Origin of the sequence: Roseimaritima multifibrata (assembly GCF_007741495.1) — a bacterium.
Lineage (GTDB): Bacteria > Planctomycetota > Planctomycetia > Pirellulales > Pirellulaceae > Roseimaritima > Roseimaritima multifibrata.
In genome coordinates, this window is the sequence record NZ_CP036262.1 from 5246530 (window position 1) to 5265747 (window position 19218).

General features: G+C 56.3%; 16 protein-coding genes. 5 read left to right on the forward strand and 11 right to left on the reverse strand.

Annotated features, from left to right (window positions below):
• Positions 1-92: 92 nt before the first annotated feature.
• The 7 genes from FF011L_RS19015 to FF011L_RS19045 form a co-directional block, all read right to left on the reverse strand.
• Positions 93-1214, reverse strand: a complete 1122-nt coding sequence (locus FF011L_RS19015; RefSeq protein WP_145353325.1) for a type III polyketide synthase — start codon at positions 1212-1214, stop codon at positions 93-95.
• 46 nt (positions 1215-1260) lie between these two features.
• Entirely contained in the window at positions 1261-2715 is a 1455-nt protein-coding gene (locus FF011L_RS19020) for an NAD(P)/FAD-dependent oxidoreductase (protein ID WP_246109511.1), read from the reverse strand.
• Positions 2716-2738: 23 nt separating this feature from the next.
• Positions 2739-3494, reverse strand: a complete 756-nt coding sequence (locus FF011L_RS19025; protein ID WP_145355600.1) for a methyltransferase domain-containing protein — start codon at positions 3492-3494, stop codon at positions 2739-2741.
• A gap of 228 nt (positions 3495-3722) precedes the next feature.
• Positions 3723-4682, reverse strand: coding sequence for a hypothetical protein (locus FF011L_RS19030; RefSeq protein ID WP_145353329.1), 960 nt, complete (start codon positions 4680-4682; stop codon positions 3723-3725).
• Complete coding sequence (locus FF011L_RS19035; RefSeq protein WP_218932737.1) at positions 4672-5253, reverse strand: DUF447 domain-containing protein; 582 nt, start codon at positions 5251-5253, stop codon at positions 4672-4674. The genes FF011L_RS19030 and FF011L_RS19035 overlap by 11 nt, the downstream gene beginning before the upstream one ends.
• On the reverse strand, positions 5250-5837 hold the full coding sequence (locus FF011L_RS19040) for an anthranilate synthase component II (protein WP_145353333.1): 588 nt from the start codon (positions 5835-5837) through the stop codon (positions 5250-5252). The genes FF011L_RS19035 and FF011L_RS19040 overlap by 4 nt, the downstream gene beginning before the upstream one ends.
• A 65-nt stretch (positions 5838-5902) precedes the next feature.
• Positions 5903-7222, reverse strand: coding sequence for a citrate synthase (locus FF011L_RS19045; protein ID WP_145353335.1), 1320 nt, complete (start codon positions 7220-7222; stop codon positions 5903-5905).
• A gap of 439 nt (positions 7223-7661) precedes the next feature.
• Here FF011L_RS19045 and FF011L_RS19050 point away from each other — a divergent pair, with 439 nt between their 5' ends.
• The 3 genes from FF011L_RS19050 (at position 7662) to FF011L_RS19060 (ending at position 11432) form a co-directional block, all read left to right on the forward strand.
• Positions 7662-9329, forward strand: coding sequence for an outer membrane protein assembly factor BamB family protein (locus tag FF011L_RS19050; protein WP_145353337.1), 1668 nt, complete (start codon positions 7662-7664; stop codon positions 9327-9329).
• Positions 9329-10015 carry a bacillithiol biosynthesis deacetylase BshB1 gene (gene bshB1, locus FF011L_RS19055; RefSeq protein ID WP_145353339.1) on the forward strand — a complete coding sequence of 229 codons (687 nt, stop codon included), beginning with the start codon at positions 9329-9331 and terminating at the stop codon, positions 10013-10015. The genes FF011L_RS19050 and bshB1 overlap by 1 nt, the downstream gene beginning before the upstream one ends.
• A 151-nt stretch (positions 10016-10166) precedes the next feature.
• Positions 10167-11432, forward strand: a complete 1266-nt coding sequence (locus FF011L_RS19060; RefSeq protein WP_145353341.1) for a beta-ketoacyl-[acyl-carrier-protein] synthase family protein — start codon at positions 10167-10169, stop codon at positions 11430-11432.
• 246 nt (positions 11433-11678) lie between these two features.
• Here FF011L_RS19060 and FF011L_RS19065 read toward each other — a convergent pair whose 3' ends face one another.
• Positions 11679-12782 carry a sugar phosphate isomerase/epimerase family protein gene (locus FF011L_RS19065; protein WP_246109512.1) on the reverse strand — a complete coding sequence of 368 codons (1104 nt, stop codon included), beginning with the start codon at positions 12780-12782 and terminating at the stop codon, positions 11679-11681.
• 100 nt (positions 12783-12882) lie between these two features.
• On the opposite strand from FF011L_RS19065, the gene FF011L_RS19070 reads away from it, so the two are divergent.
• Complete coding sequence (locus tag FF011L_RS19070; protein WP_145353343.1) at positions 12883-13329, forward strand: RbsD/FucU family protein; 447 nt, start codon at positions 12883-12885, stop codon at positions 13327-13329.
• Between the two features lie 3 nt (positions 13330-13332).
• Positions 13333-14262, forward strand: a complete 930-nt coding sequence (pyrF, locus tag FF011L_RS19075) for an orotidine-5'-phosphate decarboxylase (protein ID WP_145353345.1) — start codon at positions 13333-13335, stop codon at positions 14260-14262.
• A gap of 208 nt (positions 14263-14470) precedes the next feature.
• On the opposite strand, the gene FF011L_RS19080 is transcribed toward pyrF, so the two are convergent.
• From FF011L_RS19080 to FF011L_RS19090, 3 genes are read right to left on the reverse strand one after another with little or no spacing between them, the layout of a single operon-like run.
• Positions 14471-16390, reverse strand: a complete 1920-nt coding sequence (locus tag FF011L_RS19080; protein WP_145353347.1) for a hypothetical protein — start codon at positions 16388-16390, stop codon at positions 14471-14473.
• An 11-nt stretch (positions 16391-16401) separates the two neighbouring features.
• Positions 16402-17235: a hypothetical protein gene (locus FF011L_RS19085; protein ID WP_145353349.1), complete on the reverse strand. Its 834-nt coding sequence runs from the start codon at positions 17233-17235 to the stop codon at positions 16402-16404.
• Positions 17232-19028, reverse strand: a complete 1797-nt coding sequence (locus FF011L_RS19090; RefSeq protein ID WP_246109513.1) for a cyclic nucleotide-binding domain-containing protein — start codon at positions 19026-19028, stop codon at positions 17232-17234. Before FF011L_RS19090 ends, FF011L_RS19085 begins: the two co-directional genes overlap by 4 nt.
• Positions 19029-19218 lie beyond the last annotated feature (190 nt).

Here is a 19218-nt window from a genome sequence, read left to right on the forward strand (position 1 = left end):
CGGAAAAGGTTCAAATTGATTGATTCACGCAAGGACCTTATCCAATATTGCCATTTCAACGCAAGACGAACCCGGAACCATAAATTCGGTATTTAGGTCACCAGGGCAACCTCGATTTCCAATCCAGGCCCAAATCCCAACATCACCCACGGTCTGGGGACATCGGCATCTTCAAATCGCTTTAATACGGCACCCAATGTTGCTGACGACATGTTGCCATGATCTTTCAGCACCCCTCGCGAGATCGCCAACTGGTCATCGGCCAGATTCAACGAATTTCGCACGGCGTCCAAAATTCGGCTTCCACCAGGATGAACCGCCCAGCCGCCAATGGACTGAATGGTTTGGCCGTTTTGGAACAACCAGTCGGTCATGTAAGCCAACAGATTGTCCTCGATCAGAAGTGGGACGGCGGCACTCAGCGTCATCATAAAACCGTGGTCACCGATCTTCCATGTCATCGCCTCTCGACTGCCAGGAATCAAACACGATCCCGTGGCTGCAATCTTTGGCAAATCGATTTTGGCGTCCGAACATTCAAAGTCGCTTCCCACTACCACCACCCCCGCGGCACCATCGGAAAACAAGGATCCCGAAACAATTCGCTGGGCATCGTAGCCGTATTGATAGTGCAGGCTGCACAATTCCACACTGACAACCAACACACACGCCTTTGGATCCGCCGCGACAAAACCACGAGCCGCCCGCATCGCGTTGATCAATGCATGGCAGCCCATAAAACCAACCTGCAGGCGTTCAGTGGTCACGGGCAGACCGAGCGATTCAATCAAGTCCACGTCCAATCCCGGCGAATAAAATCCGGTACAGGTTACCGTGATCAAATGCGTCACATCGCTCGCTTGACATCCACTAGAGGTGAGTGCTTCGGCGCCGGCTTGAATACCAAGCTGAGGGGCATGAAGCGCGAACCGTTCGTTGCGTTCGCAGGTCGTCGGACCGCTACTTTCCTCCGCTAACGGCGGAAAAAACGGGACCGAAAGTTTGCCGGACTGTTCCTCGCGTTCCAACAATACGCTGCCGCGATTTTGAACCCCGGTGCGGCGATAAAGCTTGGCCAGTTTGGTAGCTTGCGATTCGGTTTCACACGACAGTAACTGGGCTTCTGCAGTCGCAAGGTCCAAATCGACCGACAGTTCGGGAACCACCGAAACGCAGGATAGGATCGTTGCCGTCGGCAACTTCGGTTTCGTCATGGTGGGCTTTCGTGTTGTAAGATCGCGTGGAAAATCTGGAAAGGCTTTAACCATCGGGAGCGTCACTAGTCGATTCAAAACGAGGGCCTGCTGCCACCCCCCACGTCAACGGCTTGGCCATCCAACCAGCATAAGACAGCCCAATCCGCGTCACCCGGCGAAAGTTGCGATAACGAAGTGCAGCGGTAACAAGCCCACAGAGAACACGCCGTTTGGTTTGAATCGCGGGTAAATGCCGTTGCCATAACCGAGCGAAATCTTCGCCGTTGGCGTCGTCAACCTTTGGCGACAACGGTCCTGTCTCGCCCATTCGATGCAATAGGTCGGCCACCGCGATGCCGCTTTCGATACCCCATGTCATGCCTTCTCCCGTTAAGGGTTCGACATAGCGAGCACAATCGCCAATCGCCACGACACGTCCCTGACCGGCTTGCCTTTGCCGCCGCAGTGGCGGCGCGGACATCCAAACCGCATCCTGCTGGAGCCAGCTTTGCCAGCTCTGATCAGGAAGACGGTTCCGTTCAGAATGACTGTTCAGATCTGGATGGCTGAGCAATAACCGGACCACCCGATCCACTGGCGATCGCTGTCCCATCGAGGAGGTTTTCCCTTTGCCACGTGAACGCAATGCAGCCGCGATATCAATCGCTCCGTTGGGCATGCGCACCATGCCGACGTACCCGTCATCGCCACAAACCATCTGAATTTCGCCAACTGGAATCGGCCAAGCGGCAGCAAGCGGATGATCGCCCGGAACATGAGCGGCGATCCCAAGCGGCCCATGAGGCGGCTCGATCCAAGGCAGATCCCACCGTGTGGGCGAAGTCTGGCAAGCATCGCCAGAAGAATTTTCTGCCGGCACATCCCCCTGTAGTTCAGGGTCGATCCGACCTTGAAATGGACCGGTCAATCCCGTCGCCAAGATAACCGAGGAGTATTCGGTGGTCGTCGTCCACGAACCATTGCCACTATTGGCGGCGCCGTTGTTTTCACGATCCGCTGAAACCTGGTTCGCCTGTTCCACCCGCGGCCGATGCCGGACGGTCACCGACGTCGAATCACTACGTAAGACCTGGGCCTCGTGAGGCTGAAGCACGTCGACGCCGGCTCGTTTCGCCTGCTCTAAAAGATAGGTGTCTAATACGCTTCTTGAAATCGCAACGCCAGGAACGATCGGCAACCGAACCGGCGGCCGACAGATGCCGTCGGTGTTTGACGGAGAATCTTTCAACGGTCGCGCCGTTTGCAAGTATCCGACAAACGTGTGTGTCGGCACGCCTAAACGCCGAACGCCATCGCCCAATCCAAGTGCATCAAGCGCGGTAACCCCGGCTGCCCCTAAGCAACAACCACAAATTTTTTCACGCGGAAAACGGGCCCGCTCCATCAACGTCACGTCGAACCCAAGATGCCGTAAACGAATCGCTGCGGCACAGCCCGACACGCCCCCCCCAACGACCAACACTCGATGACTGGCCGAGATCGAATCAAATGATTCCACTGGAGATCTTTGCACCCCAGTTTTCATAGCAAGTCGCCCGTCAACTCAGATTCCGTTCGAGGGACGATTTCAGCTTTGCTTTGTTGGTCGATGACCGCCATCCACCGACAAGGGAGTGAGCGGCGAATGGCGACGTTCAAACCAAGCGACTGCTGGACCAGCGTTGCGAACTCCGCGCGGGTATAAGCTCCGCGGACGCTTGCCGACGCATCAAAATGGACGACATCGCTGCGAGTCACCAACCGTGCGGATGCAGCAATCAACGCCAGATTCATACGAGATCGCTCCAAATCACAAATCACGACCGCTCGCTCACTTGCACGCCACATTTCCTGAACCAAACGACTGACATCGGGTGGATCAAGGTGATGCATAAAGAGGGAACAGGTCACAATATCAAAACCATCCGGCAGCCCGTCTTGCAGGCAATCACGACAGATCGTCCCCAGTTCAACGCCTGCCTCAGCCGCCCATTTGCTGGCGGTCTGCAAAGCCACGTCGCTGATGTCCAACGCGGTCACCGACAACTGGATCCCACGTCGACGAGCCATTGAAAGCCACGCAATCGGCAGGTCACCACTCCCCGCCGCGATGTCCAGAACCTTTAACGGACGGTGCGGCGTGGCTGCCGCAAACCGCATCAACTGCCGCATCATCGCGCCCGACACACCGCTGATTTGATTCAGCCGATGCAACCCCAGCAGGGCATGGCGATGTCGTTCTGGCGACAACGCAGGATCATCCATCCATTCGGCAACGCGTTGGCGTGGGAAAGACATGTCAATCACGGTGCTTGGGATGGTTTAAAATGAAGGGATCTTGGGGATCTGTTTACAGCGCTGCGGCGCATCCATCCACCGCTTGTTGCCGCGTCCCCTAGTATACTAGCTGCATGCGTGCGAGTCCGATTATTCAAAGTCGCGATTCGCTTGCGACGCGGATCCTTGGCTTATCCCCAACAGCAATGCATCTGCCAATCGCTGGATTAAAAAGACCATCCCGACACCCTAGTGCCGAATGGCTTGGGCGCTGACCAAGGTGGCGGTGCTGGATGCTGCTGGAGGAAACTGACAAAATGTTTCGGCATCCGAACGCGTTGGGAAACAGGCGAAGACCGTGGGCCCCCAAGAACTTTGCCCGACGCCCTGAATCCCCATCTCTCGAAGCTGAGTAATCAACCGGGTCACTTCCGCTCCGTTATAGGCGCCCCCCTGGCTGGCTTTAAACAATTCTCCGCTGCGATGATTGTACTCGTAGACGGCTTCGGAAAACTCCGCGAAGTTCTGTTGTTCGACGGCGGAGACCAAACGCTGTAGCCCCTCCATCAGTGACCGCCGATGGGACTCCGCAGGGACCGGCAATTGCGAAAACCGCTGACTCTCTTCCAAACCAGCAACCGGTTCTAAAGCCACCTGAGGCTGCAACAGCACCATCGTCCATTCACCGGGAAAGTCGATCGCTCGCACGGGTGGCGTATCGACGATCATACCTCCAGAGAAAAAACCTTCGTTACCGACTCCAGAACGAGCGCCGCGACCCGCGACGGTCTGGATGATCCGCTTGGTTGCAAAGGTTGGCTTCAAATGTTGGCATAAGCCACTGGCGATGGCCAAGGCCAACTGAGTCCCTGTTCCCAGTCCCGTGTGGGCTGCGGGACGCTGGAAAACCGTGCACGTCACCGCAGGCAGTTCCGGAAAATCGGCCGCAAATTGTTGACAGAATCGGCGAGTCACACTCAACACGCGTTGCTCGACATCCGCTTTATCGCGATCGGATTGACCTCGATCCAGTTGTTCGGATACCGCGGGCGTGCGAACCGCAAAACGTTCGCCTGGCTCGACGCGAACAAACGTCTGCGGGCGATCGATCATCAACCCCACGCCACCGAATGGAGCCATGGTATCAAGCAATCCAAAATGCAACCGTGCCCCGGTCCGAATATCGATACCCGAGCGATCAGAGTTCACGTTTGGAGGCCGTTTGGTCAATGTATTTCTCAAGCAGCGCAAAAGCTTGCTGTTCGTTGTCTCCGCCGGTCCGCTCGACCAATGTGGCCAATTGTTGTAGCTGGGGACGAAGGACGTCATCGGTAATCAGGTGAACGCGAGTCGCCAAGATGGCCGCTTCAACCACCGCCGACTGAGCTCGATTGAAGCCAAAAAAATCGCGTACTCGCTGCTGCTGCAAGATAACGGATTGCACCGTCGGTCGCTGGGGGTGATCCTCCCAGTCGGTCATCTGCAGTGCATACCAGCGGCAGCAGTCCTTTAAGACAGGAAAGCGATCGCCCGCGATATCTACCCATTCAACCAGCGTTTCGGCCGGGACATATCCGATGGCCGATCGCGCCAACAGCAGGGAATCATCCGTGACATGGACAACGGCTCTGCCGGTCGCCTGCAAATTAGCGAAAGTCCGCGTCCCGACAAACGGATGCAATTGGAAACTTTCGAACTGCCGATCAACAACGGGCCCCAAAGGAGCAAGATGAGGTTTCCCAGTGGCATCGACCGTCGTGACCAGAGATTCCAGGATCACGATGTTGCCACAGTCGCAGGTTTCCGGACCGCACAAAAATTTTGCAAGATTTCCATCCCAAACTGAGTCAGCACCGATTCAGGATGAAACTGAACGCCGTGAACGGGCCAGTCTTGGTGCTGGACCCCCATGATTTGGCCATCTTCACTGACCGCGGTCACTTGCAAACAGTCGGGCAAAGAGTCGCGTCGTACCGAGAGGGCGTGGTATCGGCCAACCGAAAAGGAGGAGGGCAAGCCGGCAAAAACAGAAAGCCCTGAATGGCTCAGCCGACTACTTTGGCCATGCATGGTAGGGCAGGGAGCGACCGTTGCGCCGAACGCATGAGCGATCGTCTGGTGCCCCAAGCAGACCCCAAGAATCGGAATCTGCATGTGCAGTTGCTGCACCACTTCCACTCCACAACCGACATCGGCCGGACCGTGTGGTCCCGGCGACAGAACAATCGCTGCCGGATCGAGTTGCTCGATTTCCGCAACCGTAATCTGGTCACTACGGATCACCTTGGTTTCTTTCCCCAGCAATCGCAAATAGCGAGCCAGGTTCTGAACGAAGGAATCGTAATTATCGAGCAGTAAAATCATCCGCAAAGGTCATCCGCAAAAATCATTCAAAGTTCGATTCAGTGCGATCAGGAACGTATCCTCTTCTATGGCCGCTGATCCAGAGGCACAAATGCACGTTCGGTCGCCCCAGTGTAAACCTGACGAGGGCGATAGATACGTTTCCCTGGGGACTGATGCATTTCATGCCAATGGGCAATCCAGCCGGGCAACCGGCCGATCGCAAACAGGACCGTAAACATCTGCACCGGAATTCCCAAGGCTCGATAGATCACACCCGAATAGAAGTCGACATTCGGATAAAGTTTTCGTTCAACGAAATACTCATCCTGCAACGCCGATTCCTCCAATCGCTGAGCGACTTCGAAAAGCGGATCATCCAGGTCTAGTTTTTCCAGCAAGCGATCGCAGCTGGCCTTAATAATCTTGGCACGCGGGTCAAAGTTTTTATAGACGCGGTGACCAAAGCCCATCAAGCGGAAGTTGTTTGTTTTATCTTTCGCCATATCGATATACTTCTGGACGTCGCCACCATCGGCGACGATCTGTTCAAGCATATTGACGCACGCTTCGTTGGCTCCACCGTGCAATGGCCCCCACAGGGCACAAATTCCTGCGGAGATTGAAGCGAACAGGTTTGCGTTACTACTGCCCACCATCCGCACGGTCGAGGTACTACAGTTTTGTTCATGGTCGGCATGGACAATCAACAGCAACCGCAGTGCATCGGCAAAATCGGGATCGATTTCGTAAGATTCCGTCGGCGTGGCAAACATCATTTGCAAGAAATTCTCGCAGTACCCCAGGCGGTTCTGCGGGTACATGAACGGCTGGCCGTTTGATTTCTTATAGCTATAAGCAGCGATTGTCGGCAGTTTTGCCAACAAGCGATGAATGGAGATTTCCACTTGTCGCGGATCGGAAGGATCAAGTGAATCTTGATAGAAGGTCGACAGGCCTCCAACCACACTGCTCAAAATCGCCATCGGATGGGCATCGCGAGGGAAGCCATCGTAGAACGAACGCATCTCTTCGTGGATCAGGGTATGTTCACGAATGTTGCTGCGGAACTCAGCCGCTTGAGCCGCGTTAGGCAAATCGCCGTAGATCAGCAGGTAACTGATTTCTAGGAAATCGCAATTTTGGGCGAGAACTTCGATCGGGTAACCACGATAACGCAGGATTCCTTTTTCGCCGTCTAAAAAGGTAATCGCGCTGGTGGTGCTACCGGTATTAACGAAACCTTCATCCAAAGTAATCGCCCCGGTCAGCTTACGTAGCTGACTGATATCGATCGCAACTTCCCCTTCGGTTCCCTCAAGAACCGGAAGTTGTATGTCCTGCCCTTGTAGTGTCAGGTTTAGCGGGTCTTTCTTGGACGGTTCGCGACTGACAGCCGTAGACATTCTGCTCTCCGGAGGACCAATGATGCTTTGCAAACTATTAAGCCGCAGTGTAGCGGGCCAATCTCTGGGCGACAATCGACGGTCCCCCACTGACCACCAAATCAGGGCGAATCGGTAACCACGTAGACGGAATTAATCATCCCCCGCCCACGGGACGCCCACCGTCGACACCGGGCCTCGTCCCCATCCCCCCTTGGAAAGACGGTCACTCTCGTTACGTCCACCTGCAGTGGCGCCCCCACCTCGCCCAAGAGGGCAGGGCAGCAAGCAGGTTTCAAGGGCTGCAATCCGGCGAAATTGGTCATGGAAGAATAGGGACCTCCTGGATGAATCCAATCCGCATGGCTTAAACTCGAAGAACGCCGCATGGCTTAAAATCGAAAAACATCGGCTCCTTACAAGCACAACCTCGATATTGCGGGATGGACCTAGGTTCCGAATGGATATTCCCAAAGAGACACCGCGCCGCCCTCATTATGGTTTCTGGGTTGCCCTGGCATGCGTGGTTCTGCTGTTGATTTGCCAAGGGGTCAAACCCTGGACAGACAATCAATGGATGAACATGGGCAGCTACGTTCTTGGCGTGATTGCCTTGGTTTCGCTTAGTGTTTGGTCGATTCGGCGGGGACCGATGCCAGTCCTAAGGTGGATCCCAACGTTATCCGTGATCGCAGCGGTGGCACTGTTTCTATCGCTTTACAAGATCACCGGAGTGACCGGCGAATTGGTGCCGACCTTTGAATTACGTTCACTCCGGCGTCCCCCGGTCGCATCGCAAGGTCTGGGAACGGCCGATCTGCAAGTGACGCAGGTTCCGGAATTCGCAGGATTCTTGGGAAACATGCGAAACGGCGTCGTTCCGGTTCGCGAATTTTCCACCGACTGGACCGACGCAGAAGTTTTATGGAAGAAAACCGTCGGTCCCGCGTGGTCGGGGTTCGCGATCGCGGGAGATTACGCGATTACGCAGGAACAGCGTGGCGAAGGGGAATCTGGCGAGCAGTGGATCACCTGCTACCGGATCGACGACGGGGAATTGATTTGGTACCAAGCAACCCCCGGAGCCCACTACAACGGGCTAGGTGGAACGGGCCCTCGCGGCACTCCAACGATTTTCCAGGGTAACGTCTACGCCCAGACAGCCGTCGGCGTGGTCGTCTGTTTGGATGGCGCAACCGGGCAGCCGATCTGGCAACACGACCTATTCAAACGAGCCGGGCTGACGCAAGCCGAAGCGGAACAAGCCGTCACTTGGGGCCGGTCCGGATCGCCGCTGATTGTCGACACGGAAGAGCGGACGATCGTTGTGGTTCCCTATGGCGGCCCTTCGGAACCGGACAGCCCCTTGGCCCCCGATTCGCAACCCGAAATACCGGTCAGCAGCCTGATCGCATTCGACGCCTCCACCGGCGAAGTGCTGTGGACCGGAGGACAAACGCAAATCAGTTACGCCTCTCCCATCCTGGCAACCCTGGATGACCAACCACAAATCGTCTCGGTCAATGAATCGAACGTAACCGGGCATGCCATCGAAAACGGCGAGGTTCTGTGGACCGCCGATTGGCCGGGCGCCAGCAACGGAGGGGCGAACTGTGCCAGCCCGATCCCGTATCAAAGCGACCAATTATTGCTGGGCAAAGGCTACGGAGGCGGCTCAAAAATGCTCTCGATCGACATGGACGCGGACGTCGACGAACGGGTAACGACGGAATGGGCCGATTCACGGATCCTGAAAACCAAATTCACAAACGCCGTACTGGATGGCGACATTGCCTATGGATTGTCCGACGGCACGCTGGAGTGTGTGGACCTGCGAAAACCGAAACGGCTTTGGCGGCAGTCACGCGGCGACCGATACGGACAGGGACAAGTGCTGCGAATCGAAGACGTTTTGCTGGCTCAAAGCGAACCGGGGGCGATTGCACTGGTCCGCTGCGACGAGCAATCCTTTCAGGAACTCACCCGTTTGCCGGGGCTGTCTGCGAAAACGTGGAACTACCCTGCGGTCGCCGGGCGAATCCTTCTGATTCGCAACGCCCGCGAAGCGATTGCCTACCGCCTTCCTCCTCGCGTTACCCCATCATCCCCCTCCGAAAGTCTTGAATAATGGACATGCTTGTTATCGCTCCACACCCCGATGATGCGGAACTTAGCATGGGTGGAACGATCGCTAAAATGATCGCGGCTGGCTGGGACGTGGGGATCCTGGATTTAACCACCGGGGAACCGACGCCTCACGGAAGCGAATCGATCCGGGCTGCCGAAACGGCGGCAGCGTCCGAGGCGTTGGGAGTCCGCTGGCGAAAAAATGCGGGCCTTCCCAATCGATCCCTCCAACCGACTTTAGAAGCGAGGGCGATTATTGCCGGGTATATCCGGCAAACCCGCCCTCGCTGGCTATTCGCCCCGTACTGGGAGGACGCCCACCCCGACCACGTCGCGGCCACCGAACTGGTCGAAGCGGCTCGCTTTTGGGCAAAACTATCCAAAACCGACCTGCCGGGCGAACCTTATCACCCGGAACGGATCTACTACTACTTTTCGATTCATCTTCGCCTGGCAGTTCAACCGGCCGTCATCGTTGACATCAGCGACGAATGGGAGAAGAAATGGGAAGCGATCAACGCCTATGAAAGTCAATTTATCACAGGGCGTCCCACCGAACCGCCGACTCTGATGGACCGATTTCGCGACGATGGGGCTCACTGGGGAAGGCTGATCAACCGCAAATACGGTGAACCTTTTGCGACCCGCGAACCGCTGGCAGTCGATTCCCTACGTGATTTCCTGTAGGTCACAGCCCCCCCATCCGTTCAAAACCGGCCCAGTTTCTTCCAGGAAAGTCCTGATTTGGGCCTCTCCCTCATGCTACTGTTTCGCATAGCCAGCATTGTGGTTAGAATTCGTCCGACCTTCCGATCTCCTTATTTGTTTGTAAATCACGATGCCACAAGGCCTTCAAGTCGTTGTGACGGGTATTGGTGCTGTCACCCCAATCGGTGTTGGCGCGGATAGCTATTGGAATGCGCTTTGTAACAAAAAGAGCGGCCTGACCACTCTGCCGCATGCCAGTTCGCCGCCGCAGCCGGGAGACATCGGTGGGATCATCCCCGATTTCGACCCCAAGGCCTTTGTCCGGCCCCGAAAAGCCCTGAAGGTGATGTGCAGGGAACTGCAAACCTCCTTTGCGGCTTCTCGGATGGCATTTACCGACAGCGGATTCGAAGCATTCCTTGATCAGGAAGCCTCTTTCGATCGTGGGCGGATCGGGACCGTTTTTGGATCGGAGATGTTTTATGGGTCGCCTGAAGAATTGGCGGGGACGATCGACACATCGGACGACCCGGAAAGCAGTCCCATCGTTCACTTCGGCAAAGTGGCGATGAAAGAGATCTATCCGCTGTGGATGCTAAAGTACCTACCCAACATGGCTGCCTGCCACGTCGGGATCGCCGTCCAAGCCTTTGGCCCGAACAATACCTTGGTTCTGGGGGACACTTCCGGCCCTGCCGCTATCCTGGAATCGATGTCCTGCATCGAGCGAGGGATTGCGGATGCCGTGTTTAGTGGCGCCGCGGGAAATCGCACCAACGAGTCGGGAATCGTCTATCACGGACGAGTCCCCTTGGCCCCAGCAGCCTCCAGCCCCGAAAATTGGTCTCGACCTTTTGCTCCAGACCGCGGCGGGATGGTTGGCGGCGAAGCAGCCGCGACGCTCCTGCTGGAAAGCAGCGAATTAGCGACTCGACGAGGCGCCAAAACCTTGGCGACGGTCGTCGGATCGGCTGTCCGATTTGTCCCCTCGCAACAACGCGGAAGCCAGCGAGCAATTGAACTGGCGATTCAGGCGGCTCTAAAACAAGCGGGACGCCAGAGCGAAGAGATCGGGTTGGTTGTCTCGCATGCGATGGGCGACCCCGAACAGGACGCGGCGGAACTACAAGCGCTCACCAGCCAGCTTTCACAGGCGGCCATAACCACGCCGATGGCCTCCACGGGGCACTGCGGCGCCGCCTCGGGAACCCTGGCAGTCGTCACCGGAGTCCTAGCGCTCCAGCACGGAACCGTGCCGCCAGCGAGGACGTCCGAAGCGTGGCACAAGGATTTTCCTTTCACGCTTCCCTCCGAACCTCAACCGTTAGAAAAACGGTTGGTCCTGTGCGTCTGCCACACGGCACAAGGACACGCCGTCGCCATTCTACTCGCGTAGGGCTTCGGCTTTTTTAACGTTGAAAGGCCCCGCAATTTACCTCGCACGGTAATTTCCCTGCCGCGGGACAAGCCATGCGTCGATCTATTAAAGGCTTAATGCTTTAGGCCCTGCGTCCTTTGGCCCCTGTATTTTTCAGCCCCCGCTCCGCATTCATCCTGGCGGAGCGGCAACGGCTAGCTACCGGCTCCCCCCACAAGCCCGGCGAAAGCCCAAGGCTTCGCCGGCGAAGACCCGACCGCCTTACTAGGCAGGTTCGTTCACCAAATGGTCATCCAGGTTTTGACTAATTTCCTTCAGTCGCTGCAAGTCACCACCACCAACTTCGGCAGCGACCCAACCGGTGAATTTGATCTCTTTCAGGGCGGCTCGAACAGAAACCCAGTCGAGGTCTCCCTCTCCGATTTTGGTGAACTTATCGTTGGCTCGCGAAAAACCTTTTGCGTCCAGCTTGATCACGCGATGATTCAGGGTCCGAATCCAATCCGCCATATCACCATATTTCCAGTGATTCCCGATATCAAACTGCATGCCCACCATCGGCGAATCAAACGCGTCAATGAAGCGGACGTATTGTTCGGCGGTCTGCTTATGATCCCCGCCGTGGTCATACAGCATTTGGTTCCAAACGTTTTCGATCGCAATTTTGACGTTGTATTTTTCAGCCGTTCCCAATGCCTGCCGAATATTATCGACCGCTCGCTTAAAGATGACTTCCGGTTCGCCATCAGCTCCGACGCCTGGAACCAACAGAATGGTATCTCCGCCCAGTTCAGACGTTTCACGAATCCCGTTTTTAAGGCTTTCCAAAGCTTGCTTGCGGACCGCTGGATCAGGATCGGTGTGATGGATTTTCCAGTGCGAACCATTCACGGTTCCATCGATTGGCAATTCGGCTTCATCGCGAGCTTTTTTCGCCGCCTCGATATCGATCCCAGGAGCACTCAGTTCGATTCCATCAAACCCAGCCGCCTTGGCTGCCTTAAATTTATCGGTCAATGTTCCGGGGACCCGAACCATCCCAACCTTCAATGTTTTTAACAACCATTTCTTTGAATCCGCTACTGGCGGTGCTGCTGCGGAGGCCCAAGAGGGCGCTAGTCCAGCGGCAACGCTTGCAGTCGTAACACTTTTTAAAAACAATCGCCGAGACGCCATGAGGGAAACTCCGGAGGTAGCAGTAGAAACATAATCAGGGATCATTGTAATCGCATCCCAATCGACTTTGGCAAGCGAACTGGTAGATCGGCAGCGGATCTGCCCCGAATACGTCCGCCGAACCAATAAACCGAGCGACCGGCCGACAGCGGAGCAGTCGGGCGAGGAGGTCAGGGCAGGCACTGTCGCCATATTGAAGGGATTTATTGATCCGGTAAGCTGTTGCCAGAAGAGACGATCACGCTTGCCGCCTGTTCTTCGATCCGTACCACTTTTTTTCACGGTATCCGCGATGCTACGCCATCAACTGATTCACCCGCAAATCAATGGTATTTTGGGAACCGCTGGACACCACAGTTCGATCTTGATCGCAGACGGAAATTACCCCGCGGCGACAAAACGCGGCCCCAGGAGCGAGCTGGTTAGCTTGAACCTGATGCCGGGTGTCGTAACGTGCAATCAGGTTCTGCAAGCGATTCTTTCAGCGATCCCCATCGAATCGATCCAGACAATGGAAACCGAAAAAGATGGGCCCTATGCCTTAGAGGGCGACCCACCTGTCTGGGAAGAGTATCGCCAGACCATTCAAGCCGCTGGGTTGGAAATCGATTTACAACCAACCGAGAAGTGGGCTTTTTACGATGCGGTCACCACCCCTGACCACATACTGACCATTCAAACCGCCGACCAACAACGCTACGCCAATCTGCTTTTGTCAGTCGGCGTTCGCATGGATTGATTTATGACCACCTCTTTTAGCGACCGTCTATCCGCCCAGATCCGCAAAACGGGTTCGGCCACCTGTGTTGGCCTTGATCCTCGCAAGGCCTCGCTCCCCGGCGAACTGCGTCTTGCCGACGATGCATCGCCGGAAGCTTGGGCGGCTAGTTACGAAACTTTTGCAATCGGCGTGATCGATGCGGTCGCCGGCAAAGTCCCCGTCGTCAAACCTCAAGCGGCCTTCTTTGAACAACTAGGCCCCGCTGGGATGCAGGCCCTTTACCGAGTTGTTCAGCATGCTCATCGCGCGGGCTTGTTGACGATCATGGATGGGAAACGCAATGACATCGGCAGCACCGCCGAAGCCTACGCCGACGCCTACCTTGGGGCCGGCGATCGCAGCCCATGGGGAAGTGATTCGCTAACGGTCAGCCCTTACTTGGGCGCCGATAGTTTGGATCCGTTTATCGCCCGCTGTGATGAACGCGCCGCAGGTATTTTTGTGTTGGTTAAAACCTCCAATCCCGGTGGCGGAATGCTGCAGGATCGGCGGAGTGATTCCGATCAACAAACCATTTACCAAACGGTTGCCCAGCACATTGCAAAACAAAATGCGACGCGTGTTGGTGCATCGGGATATGGTCCCGTCGGTGCCGTCGTGGGAGCAACCTATCCCGAACAGCTAGCCGAATTGCGGAAAGCAATGCCGCAGGCCTACCTCCTGATTCCTGGCTTCGGAGCCCAAGGTGGCGGTGCCCAAGATGTTGCAGCAGGGTTCCATCCCAATGGACTTGGCGCGGTTGTCAATAATTCCCGCGGAATCATCTTTGCCCACCAGCGTCCCGAATATGCGGAGAAATTTGGAGCGTCCGCATGGCAAGACGCGGTCGCCGCAGCCACCGATTTGATGAACCAACAACTCGCAAGCGTTGTCCAGCCCGCTCAGACATAAAGGGACGGCGAACCTGGTTCGTTTCCGCTGTCGATTTCCCCACGATCGGGTTCGCCCAATGCCATCGACTTTGGCATCTGCGGGCGGTTTTCCTTGCCGGATCGGCGCAAGCCGACCGGCAATCGTATTGAAAACACAATGAATTTGCCGGACGGCTCGCGCCGTTCCGCTAAGAAAGCAGATGGCATTGCACAGGCCAACCCAGCGTTTACTCCAGCTGGCCAGCGCCGACATGGTAATTGTGGCACTTGATGCAGCTGTCTCCGGCAGCGGACGCCGTATGGCATCCTGCACAGGTCGCTTTACCGAGCGGCAGGAAGTCATGAGCTCGCTTGGCCGTACTTGTCAGTTCGATTTGTTTCTCGTCGCCGATGCGATGGCAATGGGTGCAATCGGCTAAAACGGGCAGATTGAAATGAGGCTGATGCGAGAATTTGGTGAATGGTCTTTCCATCACCCCACTCTTTAACGATTGCTCTAAAGGACTCCATACAAACGCGCCGTGCTGCCCACTTCGCCGCTGACCACCTCCGGGATGGCAGCGAAGGCAAGCGGCAACGGCTGGCGTCTTTAGCAATTCCGCAAGATACGGAGATTCGCTCGGCAACATTTGCAAGGTTTCAATCAGTTCCTTCAGAACCGGATCGGCATGCCCTTTGCCAACGTATCGCAATCTGGGAGGAAGGTCGCCAGGTTCCGCGGTGTGGCGTGCATAGGCTTCGATTTCTCGTTCCAGTGCGGCGGCGAACTTGCGAGCCTGATCTTCCGGAATCCCTAGTTCGGTCCAGCTTGAAACCAGTCCTGTTTGCCCATCGGTCTTGATCTGGTTGGACATCTGCTGGATAGCAAGTGCAATCGTTTCGGCCGCCTTCGCTTGAACCACTTGGACCGGCTGGATTCTTGAGAAATCACGATCGTACGGCAAGCGTTTCAGGGCGTCCGCCAGACGTTCATCCGAGGCCAGAAACAGGGCCGTCAATGGAGAAATTTTTCCATCATAAAACCCGGTCGCCGAATCAGGCCACGCGGTGGCTTCCTTCGGCGCGGTCGGTAGCGTCGGCAATGCAAACAGTTCAACCCCTTCCTCCGCCTGCAAGCGAAGTGATTGTTCGTGACACGCTGCACAGGTTTCCTGGTACGCGCCAGACCGAACCATCGCTCCCGAATCGGTTGTCGCATGACAGCGGACGCAGGAAACACCAGTTTGCCACTCCGCCTGCCCACTCGCGGCAAAATGTTCCCTTAAATGAGAGCCATGATCAAAAGCGATGACATCGGTTTTCCGATAAGCCCAATCTCCCCAGTCGGGATGGTCGGCAGCAAACGAAGCAAAACGATCTTGGTGACATGTTTGGCACTGATGGTTGGTCAAAGCCGACAAAGACCCATCGGTGCCATGGTGCTCACGATGGCAAGCCGCACACTGGGTCGTGTTGTTTCCGACCGCCGAACGAGGCATCCTGTCGTGCCAACTGGACGGGGCCGCGGACTTGCCTGCGCGCGTCGAATTCAGCGAAACGGTCTGCAATTCGGCTGCGGTCAGATTGTGCGCCAACGTCGCCCGGTCCTTGGCGATCGTCGCATGGTGACAATCCATACAAAGCTGTGTTTGGGTCACATTGGAATGGTCGTCATCTACCGGCAGAAACCAATTCAATAGCGAACCGCGGGCCGCCGGATGGCAGGCGGCACATCGTTGACTGGGCAAGGTTCCGCTAAGGATTTGTGCATGGGACCGGTGCAGCGGGCCTGGCCGCAGCGGCTCATCGGCGGCCGGAATACCAATCATCAATAGGAGACAGGCGATGGCCAACGCAGCCCCACCCAAAACCCACTGGCGTCTGCGTTGGTGCCAGCTGTAGCGAGGGATACAGGGGTTCGGCATCAACCCGCAGTTGCCATCGCCACCGGGTCCCGGGTCACACTTACCACCCAGGCATGCGGGGCGGCTGCATTTCCAAGACGTTCCATCTCCAATCGGCTGGCAGGGGCCTGCCAACGAACACGATCCGTCGGGTCCAGGACCACGCGTGCACGGTTCCCCGGCGTCCGCATTCCCACAGACCCAACGATCCAGTGGTCGGTCGGTACGCGGCGGTTGCGGTAATTCAAAATCTTCGCGTCGCATGACCGGTATTCCTAGGACCCCAAAAACTGCAAGGCCAGCAGGGCATGCGCCGAAGCCCAAACCAGCAAGCCAATCGAGAGCATGGAATGCACAACCAACCAAACACGCAGTCGAAATTGCAACGCGTAGTGATAGTCCAAATCGTCGCGCATCCGTACCAGTGCTGCAAACCGCCCGGCAACTTGCCTCGTTTCATCCTCAAGGTACCGATCCAGTTCACGCAACCGAGACAGCAAACGTCTCTTTCGTGCTCCACCTGGCATGGCCACGTACGACAGACTGGGAGGCGAGCGGAAAAAGGGGAACAAGTTATCGCGATAAAACCGAGCCAACACGGGGGCTGCGGTCGAACGGCTATCGGGATCGATCAAGCCGGAAGCCAACTGGGCGATCTGCTCGCGATGCCAGCCAATCTGTTCATAGCGAAAGTCCCCTTTGACAGCCGTCAAACGTTTCGGAGCCGTCCGACTGACATACAACCCATAGAAACCACTCAATGTGACTCCTAAAAACAGCAACGAAAGGCCTCCTTCGAAAAGTCCATCGGCGAACAATTTTGGTACATGGAAAACATAGGCAGCCGTGCAAAACAGGCCGACGTACAAATGGACTTGGACCCACGTCGACATCTTCCAAAGCGGCAACATACGAATCCGTCGCCGGACGCCGATCAGCATCAACAGAAACAGGCAAGCCAAACAGGTGGCGCCGGTCAGAATCGAGGCATGCCCCAACCGCTGCTTCACCAACCAAGCCGTTCCGCCTAGCAGCACCATTGCCAGCAGAGTAATGGTTCCACCCACCAGCCTTCGTTTACCGAATTGATTTAGAAAGGGCTGGTTCAAGGAATGTCTCCTGAATCGATGCCGCGTTCCTGCATCCAAGTTCCCAGCGGAGCCAAGTTGCTTAAATCGATGCGGACCAGTGCATCATGGGGACAGGCTGCCACACATGCGGGACCAGACGGTTGCGACTGACACATATCGCACTTCGTCGCTTTTAAGATGGGCATCGCGGTTTCTTCGTCGCGGAAGAAACGACCATTTTTATCGCGTATTTCTACCATCTGAATGTTCTGGTAGGGACAAGCCGCCGCACAGGTTCCGCAGCCAACGCAGATCGGTTCATGAATCCGGACCGTCCCCGTGGCGCTGTCCCGTGCAATCGCTCCGGTCGGACACCCGATCATACAAACGGGGTCCTGACAGTGCATGCAGGCCTGCGCAAACTGCAATCGCTGGTGCGACATCCCAATGCGTGCAAACCTTGGGTTTCCATCGTGAGTCGTCGCGCAAGCTTTCACACAGTCATCGCAACGCGTGCATCGATGCAAATCGATCAACATCGCCTGCTGACCATTGTTCAACCGATTTTGAACCAAAAATTCCAACAGGCCCGTCGGCAAATCCGACTCTCCGTCGGGACGTCCTGCCGCGGATAACGGAACCGGCCCAGCGGCCCCAACCTCCTTGTTTGCAGTCTGATTGATTGCAGCCCCACCACGCCGCTGAAAATCAAGGATGGGACGCGGCATTTCGCTTGCCCGGATGTAGGGCAGCACATCCGCAGCAACGACCTCGATCGGGATCTGCAGGGTATCTAAAAAACCGACGGCGCGGAGAGATTGCTGTAGTGGTATTGGCGGCGTCTGTTCCGGCCGACGCGCGTTGTGAGCGATCTCTTGCAGACCGAACAATTGCCCTTTCCCTAAGTAGGCACTCGTTTGATGTCCGGCCCCGTGCATTCGGCTCAGGCGTGCGAACCCCGCACGGATCAGTGTTAATTCGGTCGGCAAATGTCCTTCCGAAGCGACCAACGGCTCGGATTGAATCTGCTCGGCTGCCGGCAGTTCGCGGGTCTTGCGGAATTCCGCGTTCCATTCATTTCGGCCGTACGATCGCATGACAACCGAATCGGCCACGCGTTGCAACGCGTCGGCGGGCAGGTAGCGAAGCTGTGGAGTTTCCTTCAAATGGACTTTTAGCCAAGTGCTTCGGTAGTGTTGTTCCATCTGCTGGGCAAACGGAAGGTCGCGGCGTAGCAACCGCAGTCCTTGCCAGCGAATTTCTAGCAACGTCGCTTCAGTTGTCGCAATCACGGTCGCGGTGCGTGGCGACCGAAACATCGCCGCGATTTCGCCGAATAATTCGCCCGGTCCCAGCTCCAGTGACTTGTTCGATCGCAGAACCCCATCGAAGTCTTGCAGGAACACCGCCTTGCGATGGTCGACCGTTGATAACCTAGGACCCAAGCCGATATTGACTTCCGAGCGGTCGCGGGATTCGGCAAACGTCGGGCGCCGCCACAGCTGCTTCAGTGCTTGTCGCCAACTAAGTTGCTCGGGCACTTGGTGCCCCAGTTGCTCGGGAGGCAATTTGGAAAGGAGCGCATCGACACTTCCAGCCAAGACCAGAAAGGCACTATTTCCGTAGTCCCCTTCGCGGACAATGATTTCGCCAGGAGGAGACCTCCGCAACCGGCAATCATTGCGGAGAATCCCTTTCAGCGGGGTCCCGCGAGGAAAAGCGTTCTCGGACATTTGTACGAAAGGGGGACGCGTCAGCAGCCAAGCCACTTCGCTCTCATCCATGCCTGGATCGAACGGCTCGTCCCAGCGTTGTGGACGCCGTACAGGCACAGTGTTTCCGGTACTCTCCTCGCCCAACGCCATTGTATTGCTAGCAACCTTGCTCAATTATCACCCGCATCAAACCGCAACGGGTGGAGTCTAATTCAGTGAACCTGAGTATCGAAATAGGACGCTTGCGTCTGCGAAGTCAAGGGCAATGAAAAAACGGCCACCTATCCTTACGGAAGGGTGGCCGTCA